The sequence below is a fragment of the Halomonas sp. CKK8 genome, from assembly GCF_029625235.1.
In the GTDB taxonomy this organism is placed as follows: domain Bacteria; phylum Pseudomonadota; class Gammaproteobacteria; order Pseudomonadales; family Halomonadaceae; genus Halomonas; species Halomonas ventosae.
The window spans coordinates 2,737,839-2,753,193 of record NZ_CP121193.1; the positions used below are offsets into that span (position 1 = coordinate 2,737,839).

15 protein-coding genes are annotated in these 15,355 nt (G+C 68.8%); 4 read left to right on the top strand and 11 right to left on the bottom strand.

Annotated elements, in window-relative coordinates:
• Positions 1 to 35: 35 nt before the first annotated feature.
• The 10 genes from xylB to P8934_RS13015 form a co-directional block, all read right to left on the bottom strand.
• Positions 36 to 1,526 carry a xylulokinase gene (gene xylB, locus P8934_RS12970; protein ID WP_278031407.1) on the bottom strand — a complete coding sequence of 497 codons (1,491 nt, stop codon included), beginning with the start codon at positions 1,524 to 1,526 and terminating at the stop codon, positions 36 to 38.
• Positions 1,526 to 3,013 (bottom strand): mannitol dehydrogenase family protein, encoded by a 1,488-nt coding sequence (locus tag P8934_RS12975; RefSeq protein ID WP_278031408.1) that lies wholly within the window; start codon positions 3,011 to 3,013, stop codon positions 1,526 to 1,528. Before P8934_RS12975 ends, xylB begins: the two co-directional genes overlap by 1 nt.
• Positions 3,014 to 3,063: 50 nt before the next feature.
• Positions 3,064 to 3,699, bottom strand: coding sequence for a nucleoside/nucleotide kinase family protein (locus tag P8934_RS12980; protein ID WP_278031409.1), 636 nt, complete (start codon positions 3,697 to 3,699; stop codon positions 3,064 to 3,066).
• 77 nt (positions 3,700 to 3,776) lie between these two features.
• Positions 3,777 to 4,565: an L-iditol 2-dehydrogenase gene (locus P8934_RS12985; RefSeq protein ID WP_278031410.1), complete on the bottom strand. Its 789-nt coding sequence runs from the start codon at positions 4,563 to 4,565 to the stop codon at positions 3,777 to 3,779.
• Between the two features lie 38 nt (positions 4,566 to 4,603).
• A complete protein-coding gene (locus P8934_RS12990; protein WP_278031411.1) occupies positions 4,604 to 5,290 on the bottom strand; it encodes an HAD-IA family hydrolase in 687 nt (228 codons plus the stop codon).
• Positions 5,291 to 5,301: 11 nt separating this feature from the next.
• Positions 5,302 to 6,447 (bottom strand): sn-glycerol-3-phosphate ABC transporter ATP-binding protein UgpC, encoded by a 1,146-nt coding sequence (ugpC, locus tag P8934_RS12995; RefSeq protein WP_278031412.1) that lies wholly within the window; start codon positions 6,445 to 6,447, stop codon positions 5,302 to 5,304.
• Between the two features lie 108 nt (positions 6,448 to 6,555).
• Positions 6,556 to 7,446 carry a carbohydrate ABC transporter permease gene (locus P8934_RS13000; RefSeq protein WP_278031413.1) on the bottom strand — a complete coding sequence of 297 codons (891 nt, stop codon included), beginning with the start codon at positions 7,444 to 7,446 and terminating at the stop codon, positions 6,556 to 6,558.
• Positions 7,447 to 7,463: 17 nt separating this feature from the next.
• Positions 7,464 to 8,354: a sugar ABC transporter permease gene (locus P8934_RS13005; RefSeq protein WP_133635227.1), complete on the bottom strand. Its 891-nt coding sequence runs from the start codon at positions 8,352 to 8,354 to the stop codon at positions 7,464 to 7,466.
• Between the two features lie 72 nt (positions 8,355 to 8,426).
• The gene (locus P8934_RS13010; RefSeq protein WP_278031414.1) at positions 8,427 to 9,746 is read right to left on the bottom strand and encodes a sugar ABC transporter substrate-binding protein; all 1,320 of its coding nucleotides are present in this window, start codon (positions 9,744 to 9,746) and stop codon (positions 8,427 to 8,429) included.
• A gap of 149 nt (positions 9,747 to 9,895) precedes the next feature.
• Positions 9,896 to 10,846 carry a sugar-binding transcriptional regulator gene (locus tag P8934_RS13015; protein WP_040185839.1) on the bottom strand — a complete coding sequence of 317 codons (951 nt, stop codon included), beginning with the start codon at positions 10,844 to 10,846 and terminating at the stop codon, positions 9,896 to 9,898.
• Positions 10,847 to 11,016: 170 nt separating this feature from the next.
• Here P8934_RS13015 and P8934_RS13020 point away from each other — a divergent pair, with 170 nt between their 5' ends.
• Positions 11,017 to 11,772: an SDR family NAD(P)-dependent oxidoreductase gene (locus tag P8934_RS13020; RefSeq protein WP_278031415.1), complete on the top strand. Its 756-nt coding sequence runs from the start codon at positions 11,017 to 11,019 to the stop codon at positions 11,770 to 11,772.
• 6 nt (positions 11,773 to 11,778) lie between these two features.
• Here P8934_RS13020 and P8934_RS13025 read toward each other — a convergent pair whose 3' ends face one another.
• Positions 11,779 to 12,336, bottom strand: a complete 558-nt coding sequence (locus tag P8934_RS13025; protein ID WP_278034041.1) for an NUDIX hydrolase — start codon at positions 12,334 to 12,336, stop codon at positions 11,779 to 11,781.
• Positions 12,337 to 12,439: 103 nt separating this feature from the next.
• Between P8934_RS13025 and P8934_RS13030 the strand changes: the two genes are divergently transcribed.
• The 3 genes from P8934_RS13030 to P8934_RS13040 are packed head-to-tail and all read left to right on the top strand — an operon-like array spanning position 12,440 to position 15,290.
• The gene (locus P8934_RS13030; protein ID WP_278031416.1) at positions 12,440 to 13,060 is read left to right on the top strand and encodes a CoA pyrophosphatase; all 621 of its coding nucleotides are present in this window, start codon (positions 12,440 to 12,442) and stop codon (positions 13,058 to 13,060) included.
• Positions 13,057 to 13,722, top strand: a complete 666-nt coding sequence (locus P8934_RS13035) for a 2OG-Fe(II) oxygenase (protein ID WP_278031417.1) — start codon at positions 13,057 to 13,059, stop codon at positions 13,720 to 13,722. The genes P8934_RS13030 and P8934_RS13035 overlap by 4 nt, the downstream gene beginning before the upstream one ends.
• Before the next feature lie 17 nt (positions 13,723 to 13,739).
• On the top strand, positions 13,740 to 15,290 hold the full coding sequence (locus P8934_RS13040) for an ATP-binding protein (protein ID WP_278031418.1): 1,551 nt from the start codon (positions 13,740 to 13,742) through the stop codon (positions 15,288 to 15,290).
• The last annotated feature ends 65 nt before the right edge of the window (positions 15,291 to 15,355 follow it).

The window sequence follows — 15,355 nt, forward strand, 5'->3', positions numbered from 1 at the left end:
TCCTCTCTTGTAGTGCAATGCATCATGCAATGCGATCAGGTAATGGAGTGACGCTCGGCCAGGCACCGGCGATAGCGGGCATGGACCTCATCAAAGGCGGCGACATTCGCCGGGTCGGGCTCGGCCCGCGAGCTCTCGTCGAGATGCACCAGGCGCGTGCAGAGCTCGGCCAGCTCGCCGTCTCCGCCCCCCGCGCGATGACACCAGGCCGCCTGCAGGGCGGCGCCCAGGGCCGCGGCATCGGTGACCTCGGGACACACCACCCGGCTGGCGGTGATGTCGGCCAGCATCTGGCGCCACACCGGGCTGCGCGAGCCGCCACCGATCAGGCGGATCTCGCTCACCCCCTCGGCCAGCTGGCCGAACTGCTCGAGGCCATAGCGCAGGCCCAGGGTGGCGCCCTCCACCACCGCCCGGCAGAGGTTGGCCGGGGTGGTGTTGACGCTGGTGAGTCCGTCCAGGCTGGCGCTGGCCTCGGGCAGCATGGGTACCCGCTCGCCATTGAAGAAGGGCAGCATCGTCACCCCCTCGGCGCCGATGGGGGCGGCCGCCACCCGCTCGCCGAAGCCGGCGAGGTCGAGGCCGAGCAGCTCGCGGATCCGGGTGGTGGCCGAGGTGACGTTCATGGTGCAGACCAGCGGCAACCAGCCGCCATGGCTGGCGCAGAAGTTGGCTACCATGGCGCTGTCGGCCACCACGGGGTCGGGGGAATGGGCGCAGATGGTGCCCGAGGTGCCGAGGCTCAGGGTCACCAGCCCCGGGCGGATGTTGCCGGTGCCGATGGCGCCGAGCATGTTGTCGCCGCCGCCGCTGGCCACCAGGACGTCGTCGGCCAGCCCCAGCTCGCGGGCCAACGCGGGGCGCACCGTGCCGGCCGGCTCCCGGGAGGCGATCAGCCGCGGCAGCACCCGTTCGGGATCGAGCTCCGGGGCGATCTCGGCCAGCACGTCGTGCCGCCAGCGCCGGGTGCGGGTATCGAAGTAGCCGGTACCGGAGGCATCGCCGGCCTCGGCCACCCGCTCGCCGGTGAGCCAGAAGTTGAGGTAGTCATGGGGCAGCATCAGGGTGGCGATGCGCGCATAGGCCTCGGGATGGACCTCCCGCAGCCAGGCGAGCTTGGAGGCGGTGTAGCCGGTCTGCAGCACCAGGCCCAGTTTCTCGAGGCAGCCCGCCTCGCCGCCCAGGCGCTCGACCAGGGCGGCGTTCCAGGGTGCGGTCTCGGTATCGCACCACAGCTTGGCCGGGTGCACCGGCTCCCCCGCGGCATCCAGCGCCACCAGCCCGTGCTGCTGACCGGAGACGCCCAGGGCACGGATCGCCCCGGCGTCGACGCCGGACTTCGCCACGGCCTCCCCGAACGCGCCGTAGAAGGCCGCGACCCAATCGGCAGGCGCCTGCTCGCGTCGACCGCCCTCCCCCTCGTCCAGGCGGTGGGGACGACTCGCCTCGCCGAGGATCCGCTCGCCTTCCGGGTCCAGCACCACCACCTTGGTGCTCTGGGTCCCGCAGTCCACACCGACGTACATCAGGACGCTCCTCCTGTCGCCGCCAGGCGCTCCAGGGAGGCACGCGCGCCCTTCTCGTGCAGCGAGGTCAGGGCCGCGACGTAGGCGTCGCGGAAGCGCACCTGCTCGGCCAGGTCGCCGAACAGCTCGCGGTTCTCGACAAAGGCCGTGGGCCGCTCGTGGTGGCGTTTCGCCAACGCCATCAGCTCCTCCCTGAGCCGGTCCACCACCTCGATGGGCTCGCCCTGCTCGTCGACGCCCTCGGCGTAGCGCGCCCAGCTGGCTACCACCGCGGCACTGCGATGCATCTCGCCGCCGCGCGCGATCTGCTCGCGGATCACCGGGACCAGCCACTTGGGAATGCGATCCGAGCTCTCGGCACATAGCCGCGCCAGGGTGTCCCTGACCTCGGGGTTGGCGAAGCGCTCGATCAGGGTCCGGCGGTAATCCTCGAGGTCGATACCCGGTACCGGGGCCAGGGTCGGCGAGGCCTCGTGGCGCATGTAGCCGAGCAGGAAGTCCACGAACAGCGGGTCCTGGCACACCTCATGGGCATAGCGGTAGCCGGCGAGATAGCCCAGGTAGGCCAGTGCCTGGTGGCTGGCGTTGAGCAGGCGCAGCTTCATCATCTCGTAGGGCACCACGTCGTCCACCAGCTGCACGCCGACCCGCTCCAGCGGCGGGCGACCGGCGACGAAGTGGTCCTCCAGCACCCACTGGGTGAAGGGCTCGCAGACCACCGGCCAGGCGTCCTCGACGCCGAACCGCTCGCCAAGCTCGGCAACGTCGGCCTCGCTGGTGACCGGGGTGATGCGGTCCACCATGGCATTGGGGAAGGCCACCGAGGCCTCGATCCAGGCGGCCAGTTGCGGGTCCCGGGCGCGGGCGAAGGCGGTGAAGGTCTCCCTGGCCACGTCGCCGTTGCCCTGGATGTTGTCGCAGGACATCAGGGTGAAGGGGGCGATGCCACGCTCGCGGCGCCGCGCCAGGCCCTCGACGATCAGCCCGAAGGTGGTGCGCGGCGTCTCGGGGTGCGCCAGGTCGTGGCGGATGTCGAGGGCCTCCAGGTCGAACGCCCCGCTCACCGGGTGGAAGTTGTAGCCCCCCTCGGTGACGGTCAGCGAGACGATACGGATCGCCGGGTCGGCCAGGCGCTCCACCACCGCCGACGGGTCGTCGGGGGCGAAGAGGTAGTCGACCATGCTGGCGATGACCCGCGGCTCGCGGCGGCCGTCGGGATGCTTGACCACCAGGGTGTAGAGGTGGTCCTGGGCGGCCAGGGCGTCGCGCATGCGGCGATCGCCCGGCATCACGCCGACGCCGACGATGCCCCAGTCCAGGGCCTCGCCACGATTCATCAGCGCATCGAGGTACATGGCCTGGTGAGCGCGATGGAAGCCGCCGACGCCGAAGTGGACGATGCCGGCGGTGATGGCCTTGCGGTCCAGGCATGGCACGGGGACCTCGGCGGGGAGCCTGGCGAGATTGTCGTTGTTGAGTCGGATCATGCGGGGTCTCCTGCCGAGTCGTGCTCGGCGCGACCGACCACGGCACGGCGTCAGCGCCACACCAGGTCGGGCGGGATGGATGTGGTCTGGATCAGTCGGGCGTTGGGCATGTCCTTGTCGAGGGCCTTGCGACGGGCGGCCTCGGCGTCGCGGCCCATGGCCAGCCAGCGCTCGATCAGGCGCTGCTCCAGGGTCGCGTCGTCCACCTCGAGCATCACGCTCAGGTCGAAGAGGCCATGCAGGGCGCGCCAGGGCTCCTGGTCGAGCAGCAGGTAGTTGCCCTCGACGATGACGATTCGGTGCTCGCAGGTGACCAGCCGGCCCCCGGCACGGGCCAGGTCCAGGGGCCGGTCGAACACCGGCACCGCCACCGCGGCATCCGCGCGGCGAATGCGTTCCAGGTCGACCCTCAGGCCTTCGGCGTCGAAGGTGTGGGGCGCGCCCTTCATCGGCAGCAGGGCCTCGCCGAGCACCGCGTTGTCGAAGTGGTAGCCGTCCATGGGGACCACCACCCCCTGCCCCGGGAGGGCGTCATCGATCGCCTGCAGCAACTGTTCAGAGCGATAGGACTTGCCGGCGCCGGGCGGCCCGGCCAGGGCCACCAGCAGGCGTTGGCGTCCCTCGGCGGCGGCGAGGATTCGCCGGGTCACCTCGGCGAGGGAGTCGGCGCGGGGAGTGGAGGTCATGGCATCGATCCTCGTCTGTCGCATCGGTCGCACGGCTCAGCGCTGAGCGCGCCATGGGTCGCGAGTTCGCACATGGTTCAGCTCATCCAGTTGCCGCCGTCGACGTTGAGGGTCTGGGCGACCACGTAGTCGCTGTCGTCGCTGGCCAGGAAGAGCGCGGCGCCGCCGTAGTCGCTGGGTCGCCCCATGCGCCCGGCCGGTACCGCCTCGCCCACCAGGCGCTTCTTCTCGCCGAGGGGGCGCTTCTCGTAGCGGGCGAAGAGCGCATCCACCTCCTCCCACATCGGGGTGTCCACCACGCCGGGGGCGATGCCGTTGACGCGGATGCCATGGCGGATCAGATCCAGGGCACAGGATTGGGTAAGGCTGATCACCGCCGCCTTGGTCGCGCAGTAGGTGCTCACCAGGGCCTCGCCACGGCGCCCCGCCTGGGAGGCCATGTTGATGATCTTGCCGCCCTGGCCCCGCGCCACCATCGCCCTGGCCACGGCCTGGAGGGTGAAGAACAGCCCCTTGACGTTGACGGCAAACTGCCTGTCGTAGCTGGCTTCGGTCACCTCCAGCACCGGCTCCATGCCGAAGACGGCGGCGTTGTTGACCAGGATGTCGATGCCGCCGAAACGGGCGTTGACGCCTTCCACCATGGCGTCGACCGAGGCCCGGTCGCAGACGTCCAGGCGCACGCCCATCAGCCGCGCATCGTCATGCCCCTCCCCCCGCAGCATGGCCAGGGCCTCGTCGATGGCGACCGGGTCGATATCGGCCACCACGACATTCGCGCCTTCGGCCAGGTAGCGCCGGGCGATGGCCAGGCCGATGCCTCGGGCCCCGCCGGTGATGACGCTGGTCTTGTTGTCGAGTTTCATCGTGTCGTCCTGTTGTTCTGTCCGTGGGGTCAACCCTGTCATCGGGTCGTGGCACGCAGGCGGCTCTGCCGCCAGTCGTCGACCAGCGGCGCCAGCCCGTGCATGTGCTCGAGAATCCGCCAGGCACCCGCGGCCATCAGTCGGTGCTCCTGCCCGGGGTCGACATGGCTGGCCCCGATGAAGCCGATCACCGTCATGCCGGCGCCGCGGGCCGCAGTCACGCCGGAGACGCTGTCCTCCACCACCAGGCAGTCCCCGGGCAGGCGTGCCAGCTCACCGGCCGCCAGGTGGTAGAGATCGGGGGCGGGCTTGGGACGGGCCACCTGGTCCGCCGTGAACACCGGCGACTCCCCCAGCAGCCGATCCAGCCCGGTGGTCGCCAGGGAGGCCAGCACCCGCTGCCGGCGGCTGTTGGAGACCACCGCCTTGGGCAGGTCGATGGTAGCGATCGCCTCGGCCACCCCCGGCATGGCCTGGAGCTCGCGAACCAGCCGCGCCTCGATGGTCTCGTCCACCCGCTCGGTGGCCGCCGGCGGCAGGCGATACCCGCTCAGGCCTTCCAGGTGACGCAGGATGTTGGCGGTCGTCATGCCCAGTGCCTGGCGGAGCACGGTGTCGGCGTCCAGGTCCGGCAGCCACTCGCCCAGCAGCTCCATCAGCGTCGCCTCGGCGATCGCCTCGCTGTCCACCAGCACGCCGTCACAGTCGAAGATCAGGGTCTCCATGGGCGCATCCGTCACTGGCTGTCGGCGTCGGAGGCAACGCGGTTGTCACGGCGTGTCAGGCCGGCGAGGGGGTGCTGCTCCAGGCTGGGCAGGGCCAGGCCGCGGGCATCGAAGAGATGCGCACGCCCCGGCTCGAAACCGAAACGCACCGTCTCGTGGACGCGATGCGCCACGTCGCCATCGGCCATGATGGTGACCATCGACTCGCCCATCTGGACGTACAGGGAGGTCTGGCCACCCAGCCGCTCGAGGACCTGGATCTCCCCTTCCAGCGGCCCCTGGTCATCGAGCAGCAGGTGCTCGGGACGGATGCCGAGCTCCAGGGCAGAATCGGCCGCCAGCTCGCTGCCATCCGCCGGCACGCTGCAGGTGCCGCCGCCGGGCAGCCGGATACCGACGCCCTCGGCATCCGCCCGCTCGAGCCCGACCTCCAGGAAGTTCATCTTCGGCGACCCGATGAAGCCGGCCACGAAGCGGTTGCGGGGGTGGTGATAGAGCTCCATGGGCGAGCCCACCTGCTCCACCTCGCCGTCATGCAGCACCACGATCTTGTCGGCCATGGTCATGGCCTCGATCTGGTCGTGGGTGACGTAGATCATGGTGGCGTCGAGTGCCTCGTGGAGCCGCGCCAGCTCGATGCGCATCTGCACGCGCAGGGCCGCGTCGAGGTTGGAGAGCGGCTCGTCGAAGAGGAAGATGCTGGGATTGCGGACGATGGCCCGACCGATGGCCACGCGCTGGCGCTGGCCACCGGAGAGTGCCTTGGGCTTGCGGTCCAGCAGGGGCTCGAGCTGCAGGATCCTGGCCGCCTCGAGGACCTTCTGGCGGCGCTGCTCCTTGGGCACCCTGGCCAGCCGCATGCTGAAGCCCATGTTGTCCTCGACGGTCATGTGCGGATAGAGCGCGTAGCTCTGGAACACCATGGCCAGCCCGCGATCGGCGGGCCCCACGTCGTTCATGCGCTGGCCATCGATGAGGATATCGCCCGAGGTGGCACTCTCCAGGCCGGCGATCATGCGCATCAGGGTCGACTTGCCGCAGCCGGAGGGACCGACGAAGACCACGAATTCCCGGTCGTTGACCTCCAGATCCACGCCACGGATGACGTCGGTCTCGCCGAAGCTCTTGGTGATCTGCTTGAGTTGTAATGTTGACATCTGAGTATCCCTTTACTTGACGGCGCCGAAGGTCAGGCCGCGCACCATCTGCTTCTGTAGGTATCGAGAGCACCAGCCGAGGACCTGCCGATCGGCAGCGTCGAAAACCTATTTCACCGCGCCGAAGGTCAGGCCGCGCACCATCTGCTTCTGGGTCATCCAACCAAGGACGAGGATCGGGGCGATGGCCATGGTCGAGGCCGCGGAGAGCTTGGCCCAGAACAGCCCCTCGGGACTGGAGAAGGAGGCGATATAGGCGGTCAGCGGTGCCGCATTCGATGAGGTGAGGTTGAGGCTCCAGAAGGCCTCGTTCCAGCTCAGGATCACCGACAGCAGACCGGTGGAGGCAATCCCGGGAAGGGTCAGCGGCATCAGCAGGTAGAGGACTTCCTGCAGGGTGCTCGCCCCATCCATGCGCCCCGCCTCGAGGATGTCCTTGGGCATGTCCTTGAAGAAGGTGTAGAGCATCCACACCACGATCGGCAGGTTCATCAGGGTGTAGACGATGATCAGGCCGGTGCGGGTATCGAGCAGGCCCACGTCGCGGAAGATCAGGTAGATCGGCACCAGCACCCCGACCGGCGGCAGCATCTTGGTGGAGAGCATCCACAGCAGGGTGCCCTTGGTGCGCCGGGTGGGCAGGAAGGCCATCGAGTAGGCGGAGGGAATGGCGATCAGCAGCGCCAGCAGGGTCGAGCCGAAGGCCACCACCACGCTGTTGATCGCGAAGCTGGCATAGCCCGTACGATCATGGACCGCCTGGTAGCTCTCCAGGGTCGGCGAGAAGATCAGGCTGGGGTCGGCGATGGCCGCCGCCTCGGTCTTGAAGCCGGTCAGCACCATCCAGAAGATCGGGAAGAAGATCACGCAGGCGACGGTCCAGCCGAGCACGGTCAGGCCGAGCTTCCTGACACCGGCCGAGGCCAGCAGGGAGGGCCGGGTCGCCAGCGGGACCGCGGCGCTCTGGATACCGGGTTGCTTGGTTCTTGCAGTGGTCATGAGGTGCTCCCCTTGCCCTAGTCTTCCAGGTTCCTGGCCACCATGCGGACCAGGAAGATGGCGACGATGTTGGCGAGGACGATGGCGACCACCCCGCCCGCGGAGGCCATGCCGACGTCGAAGTCGAGCAGGGCACGGATATAGATCAGGTAGGCCAGGTTGGTGGTGGCGAGCCCCGGTCCTCCCGAGGTGGTGACGAAGATCTCGGCGAAGATGGTCAGCAGGAAGATCATCTCGATCATGATCACCACGCTGATCGCGCGCTTGAGATGCGGCAGGGTGATGAAGAAGAAGATGGCGACCGGACCGGCACCATCCATGCGTGCCGCTTCCACCTGGTCCTCGTCCAGCGACTGCATGGCGGTTAGCAGGATCAGCAGGGCGAAGGGCAGCCACTGCCAGGCCACGATGATGATGATCGAGGTCAACGGCAGCGAGGAGAACCAGTCGACGGCCGGCAGGCCGAAGGACTCGGCGACCCAGGAGAGTACCCCGTTGGAGGGGTGCATCATCATGTTCTTCCACACCAGGGCGCTGACCGTGGGCATGACGAAGAACGGCGAGATGGCCAGCACCCGGGCGATGCCGCGACCGGCGAACTCCTGCTGGAAGAGCACCGCCAGCAGGGTGCCACCCACCACGGTGATCGCCAGTACCCAGCCGACCAGCAGCAGGGTCGTGCCCATGGCCGACCAGAGGGCGGGATCGGTGAACAGGTATTGGTAGTTTTCCAGCCCGGCGAAGCCGGTCATGCCTGGCATCAGGAGGTTGTAGCGCTGGAAGGAGAACCACAGGGTCATCCCCAGGGGGACCAGCATCCACATCAGTAGCAGGGTGACGGCCGGCGCCTGCAGCGACAGGGTCCTCAGACCCCCGACGGTGCGGCCGGAAGCGCGTGTCTTGTTCATGGGAGTACCCGCGAGACCAGGTAGGGGAATGGACCCGGCCGGGATGCCCCGGCCGGGAGCGGCTGGCATCGGTCAGTCGAGATAGCCAGCGCGCTGCATGGTGCGCTCCGTGGCGCGCTGTGCGCTCTGCAGCGCCTGCTCGACCGTCATGTCGCCGGTCAGGGCCGCGGCCACCATCTGGCCCACCTGGGTGCCGATGGACTGGAACTCGGGAATGCCGACGAACTGCACACCGATGTAGGGGCTGGGTTCCAGCGTCGAGTCGGTGGGATCGGCGCTCCGCATCGCCTCGAGAGCGAAGTCGGCGAAGGGCGCCGCTTCCTGGTAGTTCTCGTTGGCATAGGTGGACTCCCGTGTCCCCGGCGGCACGCTGGTCCAGCCCTCTGTCTCGCCGACCAGTTCGATGTACTCACGGGAGGTCGCCCAGGTGATGAACTCCCTGGCCGCGTCCTGCTTCTCCGAGGAGGCCGGGATGGCCAGCGCCCAGGACCACAGCCAGTGGGAGCCCTTGGGCGTCTCGGCCACCGGTGCCTGGGCGAACCCCAGCCTGTCGGCCACCTGGGATTCCGACGGGTTGTAGATGCGCCCCGCTGCCGAGGTCGCATCGACCCAGATGGCACACTTGCCGCTGGAGAACAGCGCCTGGTTCTCGTTGAAGCCGTTGGAGCTGGCCCCGGGCGGCCCATAGTCGTTCAGCAGGTCGACATAGAAGCCGATCGCCTCCTGCCACTCGGGCGAGTCGAGCTCGGGATTCCAGTCCATGTCGAACCAGCGCCCGCCGAAGGTGTTCACCAGGGTCGAGACGAAGGCCATGTTCTCGCCCCAGCCTGGCTTGCCGCGCAGGCAGATCCCGGCGACCTCGTTGTCGGGGTCGTGGAGCTGGCCGGCCCACTCGCGCACCTGCTCCCAGCTCGGCTGCTCGGGCACCTCGATGCCCGCCTCGTCGAACAGGTCAGTGCGGTAATACATCATCGAACTTTCGCCATAGAACGGCAGCGCATGCAGCGTGCCCTCGTGGGAGAGGCCATCGCGGACCGTCTGCAGCAGGTCATCGACCTGATAGTCCGCGGGCAGCTCGTCGAGGGGCGTCAGCCAGCCGCGCTCGGCCCAGATGGGCACCTCGTAGGTGCCGATGGTCATGACGTCGAACTGGCCGCCCTGGGTGGCGATATCGGTGGTCAGGCGCTGACGCAGCACGTTCTCCTCGAGCACCACCCAGTCCAGCGTGATGTCGGGATGCGCCTGCTCGAAGGCCTCGGTCAGGCTCTGCATGATCACCATGTCGTTGTTGTTGACGGTACCTACGGTGATCTCGGTCTGCGCCTGGGCCTGGCCGGCGACGGCGATGGCCGCGGTCAGGGTCGTCAGGGGGAGATGGCGGATGACTCTCATAGCGGGATCCTCTAGGGACGTCTTGGCATTGTTATACTGATCATATTGATCAAACTCCGAACAAATGATCGATCACGACGCCACAAAAAGCAAAGATTCGCTCTTAGACTTTGGCCCAAAGAATCAGTGGTTAAGGATGATGCACCGCATCACGACGGCTCGATGATGCAGCGCGCCGCCGTCTCGTCGGTAACCAGACCCTTCAGCCAGCCACCCCGCAGCGCGGCGAGCAACGCCGGCGCCTTCTCCCGGCCACCGGCCAGGGCCACCAGGGGCTGGTCGCGCAGCATCTCCAGCGGCAGGCTGGTGACCCGACGGGTGATGGAGCAGTCGATGACCCGACCCTCGCGGTCCAGTGGCCAGCCCAGCAGCTCGCCCACGGCCTCGAGCCGCAGCAGCTCCTCGAGGTCGCTCTGGCCGATGAAGTGGTCCTGGAAGAGGGTCGCCTGTCGGTCGATGCGCCCCACGCCGATGAAGGCCGCCTCCGCCTGCCTGGCCACCTCCGTGATGGCCTGGAAGAGTCGCTGGCCGAGCATGGCCTGCTTCTCCTCCACCGAGTCGGCCACCACCGGGGTCGGCAGCAGGAAGCGCTCGCCGCCGGTCTTGTCGGCCAGCACCACCACGCCGTCATAGCGGTTGGCGGAGCCGTCACGTGCCACGTTGCCGACCAGCGAGACGAAACGGTGCTGCGGGCGGTCATGGCGGCTCATGGCCTCCACGGTGGCGCGCACCGAACGCCCGGTGCCCAGCGACAGGGTCAGGGGTTCGCTGCGCTCCACCAGGCGGGAGATGCGCTCCGCGCCGGCTGCCGCGAGGTAGTAGGCGGCGCCGTCGGGCGCGTCCGGCTCGGCCGGCACCACATCGCAGTAGTCGAGGCCATAGCGGTCGCGGATCGCCGCGGCCAGGGCCATGCAGGCCGAGATCGGATGATCGATGCGTACCTTGATCAGCCCCTCCTGGCGTGCCAGGGCAAGCAGGCGCTGGACCCCGGGGCGGGAGACCCCCAGCTGCTGGGCGATCTCGTCCTGGGTGATGCCCCCCACATAGGACATCCAGGCGGCGCGTGCGGCCTGGTCCAGCTTGCGTTCGAACTTGTCCATGACCTTGGTCTCCTGGTTCCGCCCGGGTCCGGCTTCCATGATACCGGGGCCGCCTCCCGGCACAATGCCAGGTGTCGGAGCATGCGCCGGGACGCCCGACCACTGGAGACGCCTGGCCGCCCGGCCTATGATGCGGGGTTCGAGACACCATTCTTCGAGGAGGAGTCCCCATGCCCATCGCCATGATCACCGGTGCCACGTCCGGCTTCGGCCGCGCCGCCGCCCGCCGCTTCGCCGCCGATGGCTGGTCACTGATTCTCACCGGCCGCCGCAGCGAGCGCCTGGAGGCACTCGAGCAGGAGCTCAGCGACAGCGTGGAGGTGCTGACCCTCACCCTGGACGTGCGGGATGCCGAGGCGGTAGCCCGCGCGGTCGAGACACTGCCCGCCGAGTTTCGCGAGGTCACCTGCCTGGTCAACAATGCGGGCCTGGCACTGGCCCCCAAGCCGGCCCAGGAGGTGGACCTCGCCGACTGGCATACCATGATCGACACCAACGTCACCGGGCTGGTCAACGTCACCCATGCCATGCTGCCGCGCCTGATCGCCACCGGCGCCGGGGCGAGCATCATCAACATCGGCTCGGTGGCCGGCAACTGGCCCTACCCCGGCGGCCACGTCTACGGCGCCACCAAGGCCTTCGTCGAGCAGTTCGGCTACAACCTGCGCTGTGACCTGAAGGGTACCGGGGTCAGGGTCACCGACATCTCGCCGGGGATGGCCGAGACCGAGTTCACCCTGGTGCGCACCAAGGGCGACCAGGCCGCCTCGGATGCCCTCTACCAGGGCACCACGCCGCTGCAGGCCGAGGACATCGCCGAGCAGATCTTCCATGTGGCGACGCTGCCGGACCACATCAACATCAACCGGCTGGAGGTGATGCCGACGCGCCAGACCTGGTCGCCCTTCACCATCGACCGGGATTGAGGGGGGTTAGGCGCTGCCGAAGTAGCGCTCGCGATCCTCGGCGGTGATGTCGCTGACATGCAGCGGGAAGGTGGCATCCCGCCGGTCGTCATAGAAGTGGCGCAGGGTGCGCTCGATGGTGGGGAAGGCGAGCTCATCCCAGGGGATCTCGTGCTCCTCGAACAGCGCCACCTCGAGGCTCTCGGGCCCCGCCTCGAAGCCGCCGGCGAGATCGGCACGGAAGATCATGTAGACCTGGTCGATGTGCGGCAGGTTGATCAGGGTATAGAGCCCATGGATCGCGACCTCGGCACAGGCCTCCTCGCGGGTCTCGCGGGCGGCCGCCTCGACGGTGGTCTCGGCGTTCTCCATGAAGCCCGCCGGCAGGGTCCAGTAGCCCTTGCGCGGGGAAATGGCGCGGCGGCACAGCAGCACCCGGCTGCCGCTCACCGGCAGGGTGCCGGCGACGATCCGCGGGTTCTGGTAGTGGATGGTGCCGCACTCGTCGCAGAAGTAGCGCGGCCGGTCGTCCCCGTCGGGAATCGCGAAGCGCACGGTATGGCCACAGTGACTGCAGAAGTTCATGGCGCTCCCTGGCAGGCTGGCGGGTGGCATGACGGCCACCCGGTCAGGGCTTGACGCCGCTCAAGGCGGCCGAGTAGAAGGAATCAAACCCGATGGAAACCCCATGTTAGAGAACCTTCGCGAACGCCTGCAAGCACACCGGCCACGCCGGGTCGGCCTGCGCCTGCCCGAGGCCGCGGTGCTGCTGCCCATCGTCGACCGCCCCGAGCCGACCCTGCTGTTCACCCGCCGTGCCGACCATCTCAATACCCATAGCGGCCAGGTGGCCTTCCCCGGCGGCAAGCGCGAGTCGCAGGACAGCGACCTGCTGGCCACCGCGCTGCGTGAGTCCCGGGAAGAGATCGCCCTGCCGCCGGAGCGCGTGGAACTGCTCGGCCGGCTCTCGGACGTGGTCTCGCTGCATGGCCTGCGCGTCACCCCCTGGGTGGGGCTGATCCCGCCCGACCTGTCACTCGTCCCCGATCCCGGCGAGCTCGACGCCATCTTCGAGGTGCCGCTGTCGCACTTCCTCGAGGACCAGCGCACCCACACCGACGTGATCCGGGTGGATGGCCGCGACTACTACGTGCCCAGCTACCGCATCGATGGCCACGTGATCTGGGGGCTCTCCGCGATGATGCTGGTGGAACTGCTCGCCGAGGGCTTTGCCATGCCGATCAACCTCTTCGAGCGCCCACCGGGCGAGCTGCTCTATCTCCCCGAGCGCGGAGTCACCCGGCCATGATGCAGCGCAACGCCTTCGCCACCGACCTGCCCCGCGGACGGCTGGCCGAACTGGTCGATGCCCTGGTGGAGAAGGGCTGGTACGTCGGCGAGGCCTTCATCCCCGCCGACCTGTGCGCCGAACTGTACCAGGAGCTCGGCGCCATGGCCGAGCAGGAGGCCCTGGACGCCGCCGGCATCGGCCGCGGCCAGGAGCATGCCTTGCGCCGGGACATCCGCGGTGATGCCATTCGCTGGCTGGACCGCGAGAGCCGGGCCCGCCGCCGCTACCTCGAGGCCATGGGCGAGCTGCAGCAGGAGCTCAACCGGGCGCTCTTCCTGGGCCTCTTCGAGTACGAGGCGCACTTCGCCCACTATCCGCCCGGTGCCTTCTACCGGCGACATCTCGACAGCTTCCGTGGCCGTGCCAACCGGGTGGTCTCCACGGTGGGCTACCTCAACCCCGGATGGCCCGCCGACGCCGGCGGCGAGATGGTGATCTTCGCCGCGGACGACTCGGCGCGTGAAGTGGCCCGGGTACGCCCCGAGGCCGGCACCTTCGCCTGCTTCCTCTCCGACAGCGTGCCCCATGAGGTGCTGCCCACCCGCCTGCCGCGGGCCAGCATCGCCGGCTGGTTCCGGCGCAACGCCTCGCTGGGCGGCCTGGTGGACCCGGCGCGCTGATGGCGGACGAGGCGGCGATGGACGAGACACTGCGGCTGCAGGCACGCGTCGCCGAGCTGGAAGCGCGCAATGCGGCCCTCGAGGCCGAGAAGGCCCACTACCGCTGGCTGGCCGACAGCACCACCGACCTGATCTCCCGCCACGCCCGGGACGGCACCTTCCTCTACGCCTCCCAGGCCGCCCGGGCCCTGCTCGGCTACGAGCCCGACGCGCTGATCGGCGTCTGCGCCTACGACCTCTTCCACCCCGCGGACCTCAGCGACCTGCTCAACAAGTCACCGCGGGTCTACTACCACGACGGTTTCTACCAGCAGACCTACCGCTTCAGGGCCAGGGATGGCCACTATGTCTGGTTCGAGACCACCAGCCGCACGCGCCGCGACCCGGCCACCGGCGAGCTGATCGATATCCTCTGTGTCTCCCGGGACGTGAGTCGGCGCATCCGCATCGAGGCCCACCGCGAGCGCCTGGCCCGGGTCGTGGAATCGACCACCGACTATGTGCTGTTCGTCGACGGCCATGAGCGCATCTTCTATTCCAACGAGGCCGCTCGCCGGCTGCTCTCGCGGCCGTCACGACGCTTCCGGGAAGACAGCGAGGCGCCCCTCGATCAGGCCTACACGCCGGAGGCCCTGGCGATACTGCGCGAGGTCGTGCTGCCCGCCGTGGCGCGCTACGGCTCCTGGAGCGGCGAGCTCGAGATGCACGGCCCGAACGGGCCCGTGCCGGTGCTCAGCGTGGTGATGGCCCACTCGGCGCCCGGCGCCGAACCCGACCACCTCTCGCTGCTCAATCGCGACATCGGCCTGCGCAAGGCCGCCGAGGCCCAGGAGCGCCGCCATCAGGAACAGATCGCCCATGCCAACCGCCTGGCCACCACCGGCGAGCTCGCGTCCAACATTGCCCACGAGCTGAACCAGCCGCTGGGGGCGATCGCCAACTATGCCAGCGGGGCACTGATGCAGCTCGCCGCCGACCCGCCCCGCTCCGCCGACGAGCTACGCCTGCCCCTCACGCGCATCAACGAGCAGGTCCAGCGCCTGGCCGAGCGGCTACGCCACATCCGCACCTTCGTGCGCAAGGGGCAGACGCGACCCCGGCCGGTGATGCTGCATGAGGTCATCGACGCCGCCTGCCGGCTCTGCGAGTGGCAGTACCAGCAGACCGGCGTGGCACTGGAGCACGACCTCCAGGATGGCCTGCCCCGGGTCCTGGCCGACCCGGTGGCCCTGGAGCAGGTGCTGGTCAACCTCCTGCTCAACGCCCTGGAGGCGAGCCGCGGCCGGCCCGACGACGACCGGGTGACGATCCGCGCCCGGCGCACGGGCTCGCGGGAGGTCGTCTTTACGGTCACTGACCGCGGCCCCGGCGTGCCGACCGCGGCTCGCGAGCTGATCTTCACCCCCTTCCACACCAGCCGTCCCGAGGGGCTGGGGATGGGCCTGGCCATCAGCCATTCGCTGATGGAGGCCATGGGCGGTGACCTGCAACTGCTGTCCGACGACAGCGCCGACGGTGCCACCTTTGCCGGAACACTGCTCTGCGAGCCCGGGCCATCGATACGCTGATGCTCGACGGGCCAAGGCCATGATGGCGCCCATGGCCAGTGCGCAAGAGGCGATCATGCCGAGCC

What these genes read in the sequence shown, in the direction of transcription:
- P8934_RS13035 (WP_278031417.1), top strand. Translation starts at nt 13,057, where the DNA reads ATGATGCAGCGCAACGCCTTCGCCACCGACCTGCCCCGCGGACGGCTG.
- P8934_RS13015 (WP_040185839.1), bottom strand. Translation starts at nt 10,846, where the DNA reads ATGGACAAGTTCGAACGCAAGCTGGACCAGGCCGCACGCGCCGCCTGG.
- P8934_RS13005 (WP_133635227.1), bottom strand. Translation starts at nt 8,354, where the DNA reads ATGAACAAGACACGCGCTTCCGGCCGCACCGTCGGGGGTCTGAGGACC.
- P8934_RS13010 (WP_278031414.1), bottom strand. Translation starts at nt 9,746, where the DNA reads ATGAGAGTCATCCGCCATCTCCCCCTGACGACCCTGACCGCGGCCATC.
- P8934_RS13020 (WP_278031415.1), top strand. Translation starts at nt 11,017, where the DNA reads ATGCCCATCGCCATGATCACCGGTGCCACGTCCGGCTTCGGCCGCGCC.
- P8934_RS12990 (WP_278031411.1), bottom strand. Translation starts at nt 5,290, where the DNA reads ATGGAGACCCTGATCTTCGACTGTGACGGCGTGCTGGTGGACAGCGAG.
- P8934_RS12985 (WP_278031410.1), bottom strand. Translation starts at nt 4,565, where the DNA reads ATGAAACTCGACAACAAGACCAGCGTCATCACCGGCGGGGCCCGAGGC.
- P8934_RS13030 (WP_278031416.1), top strand. Translation starts at nt 12,440, where the DNA reads ATGTTAGAGAACCTTCGCGAACGCCTGCAAGCACACCGGCCACGCCGG.
- P8934_RS12975 (WP_278031408.1), bottom strand. Translation starts at nt 3,013, where the DNA reads ATGATCCGACTCAACAACGACAATCTCGCCAGGCTCCCCGCCGAGGTC.
- P8934_RS12980 (WP_278031409.1), bottom strand. Translation starts at nt 3,699, where the DNA reads ATGACCTCCACTCCCCGCGCCGACTCCCTCGCCGAGGTGACCCGGCGA.
- ugpC (WP_278031412.1), bottom strand. Translation starts at nt 6,447, where the DNA reads ATGTCAACATTACAACTCAAGCAGATCACCAAGAGCTTCGGCGAGACC.
- xylB (WP_278031407.1), bottom strand. Translation starts at nt 1,526, where the DNA reads ATGTACGTCGGTGTGGACTGCGGGACCCAGAGCACCAAGGTGGTGGTG.
- P8934_RS13025 (WP_278034041.1), bottom strand. Translation starts at nt 12,336, where the DNA reads ATGAACTTCTGCAGTCACTGTGGCCATACCGTGCGCTTCGCGATTCCC.
- P8934_RS13040 (WP_278031418.1), top strand. Translation starts at nt 13,740, where the DNA reads ATGGACGAGACACTGCGGCTGCAGGCACGCGTCGCCGAGCTGGAAGCG.
- P8934_RS13000 (WP_278031413.1), bottom strand. Translation starts at nt 7,446, where the DNA reads ATGACCACTGCAAGAACCAAGCAACCCGGTATCCAGAGCGCCGCGGTC.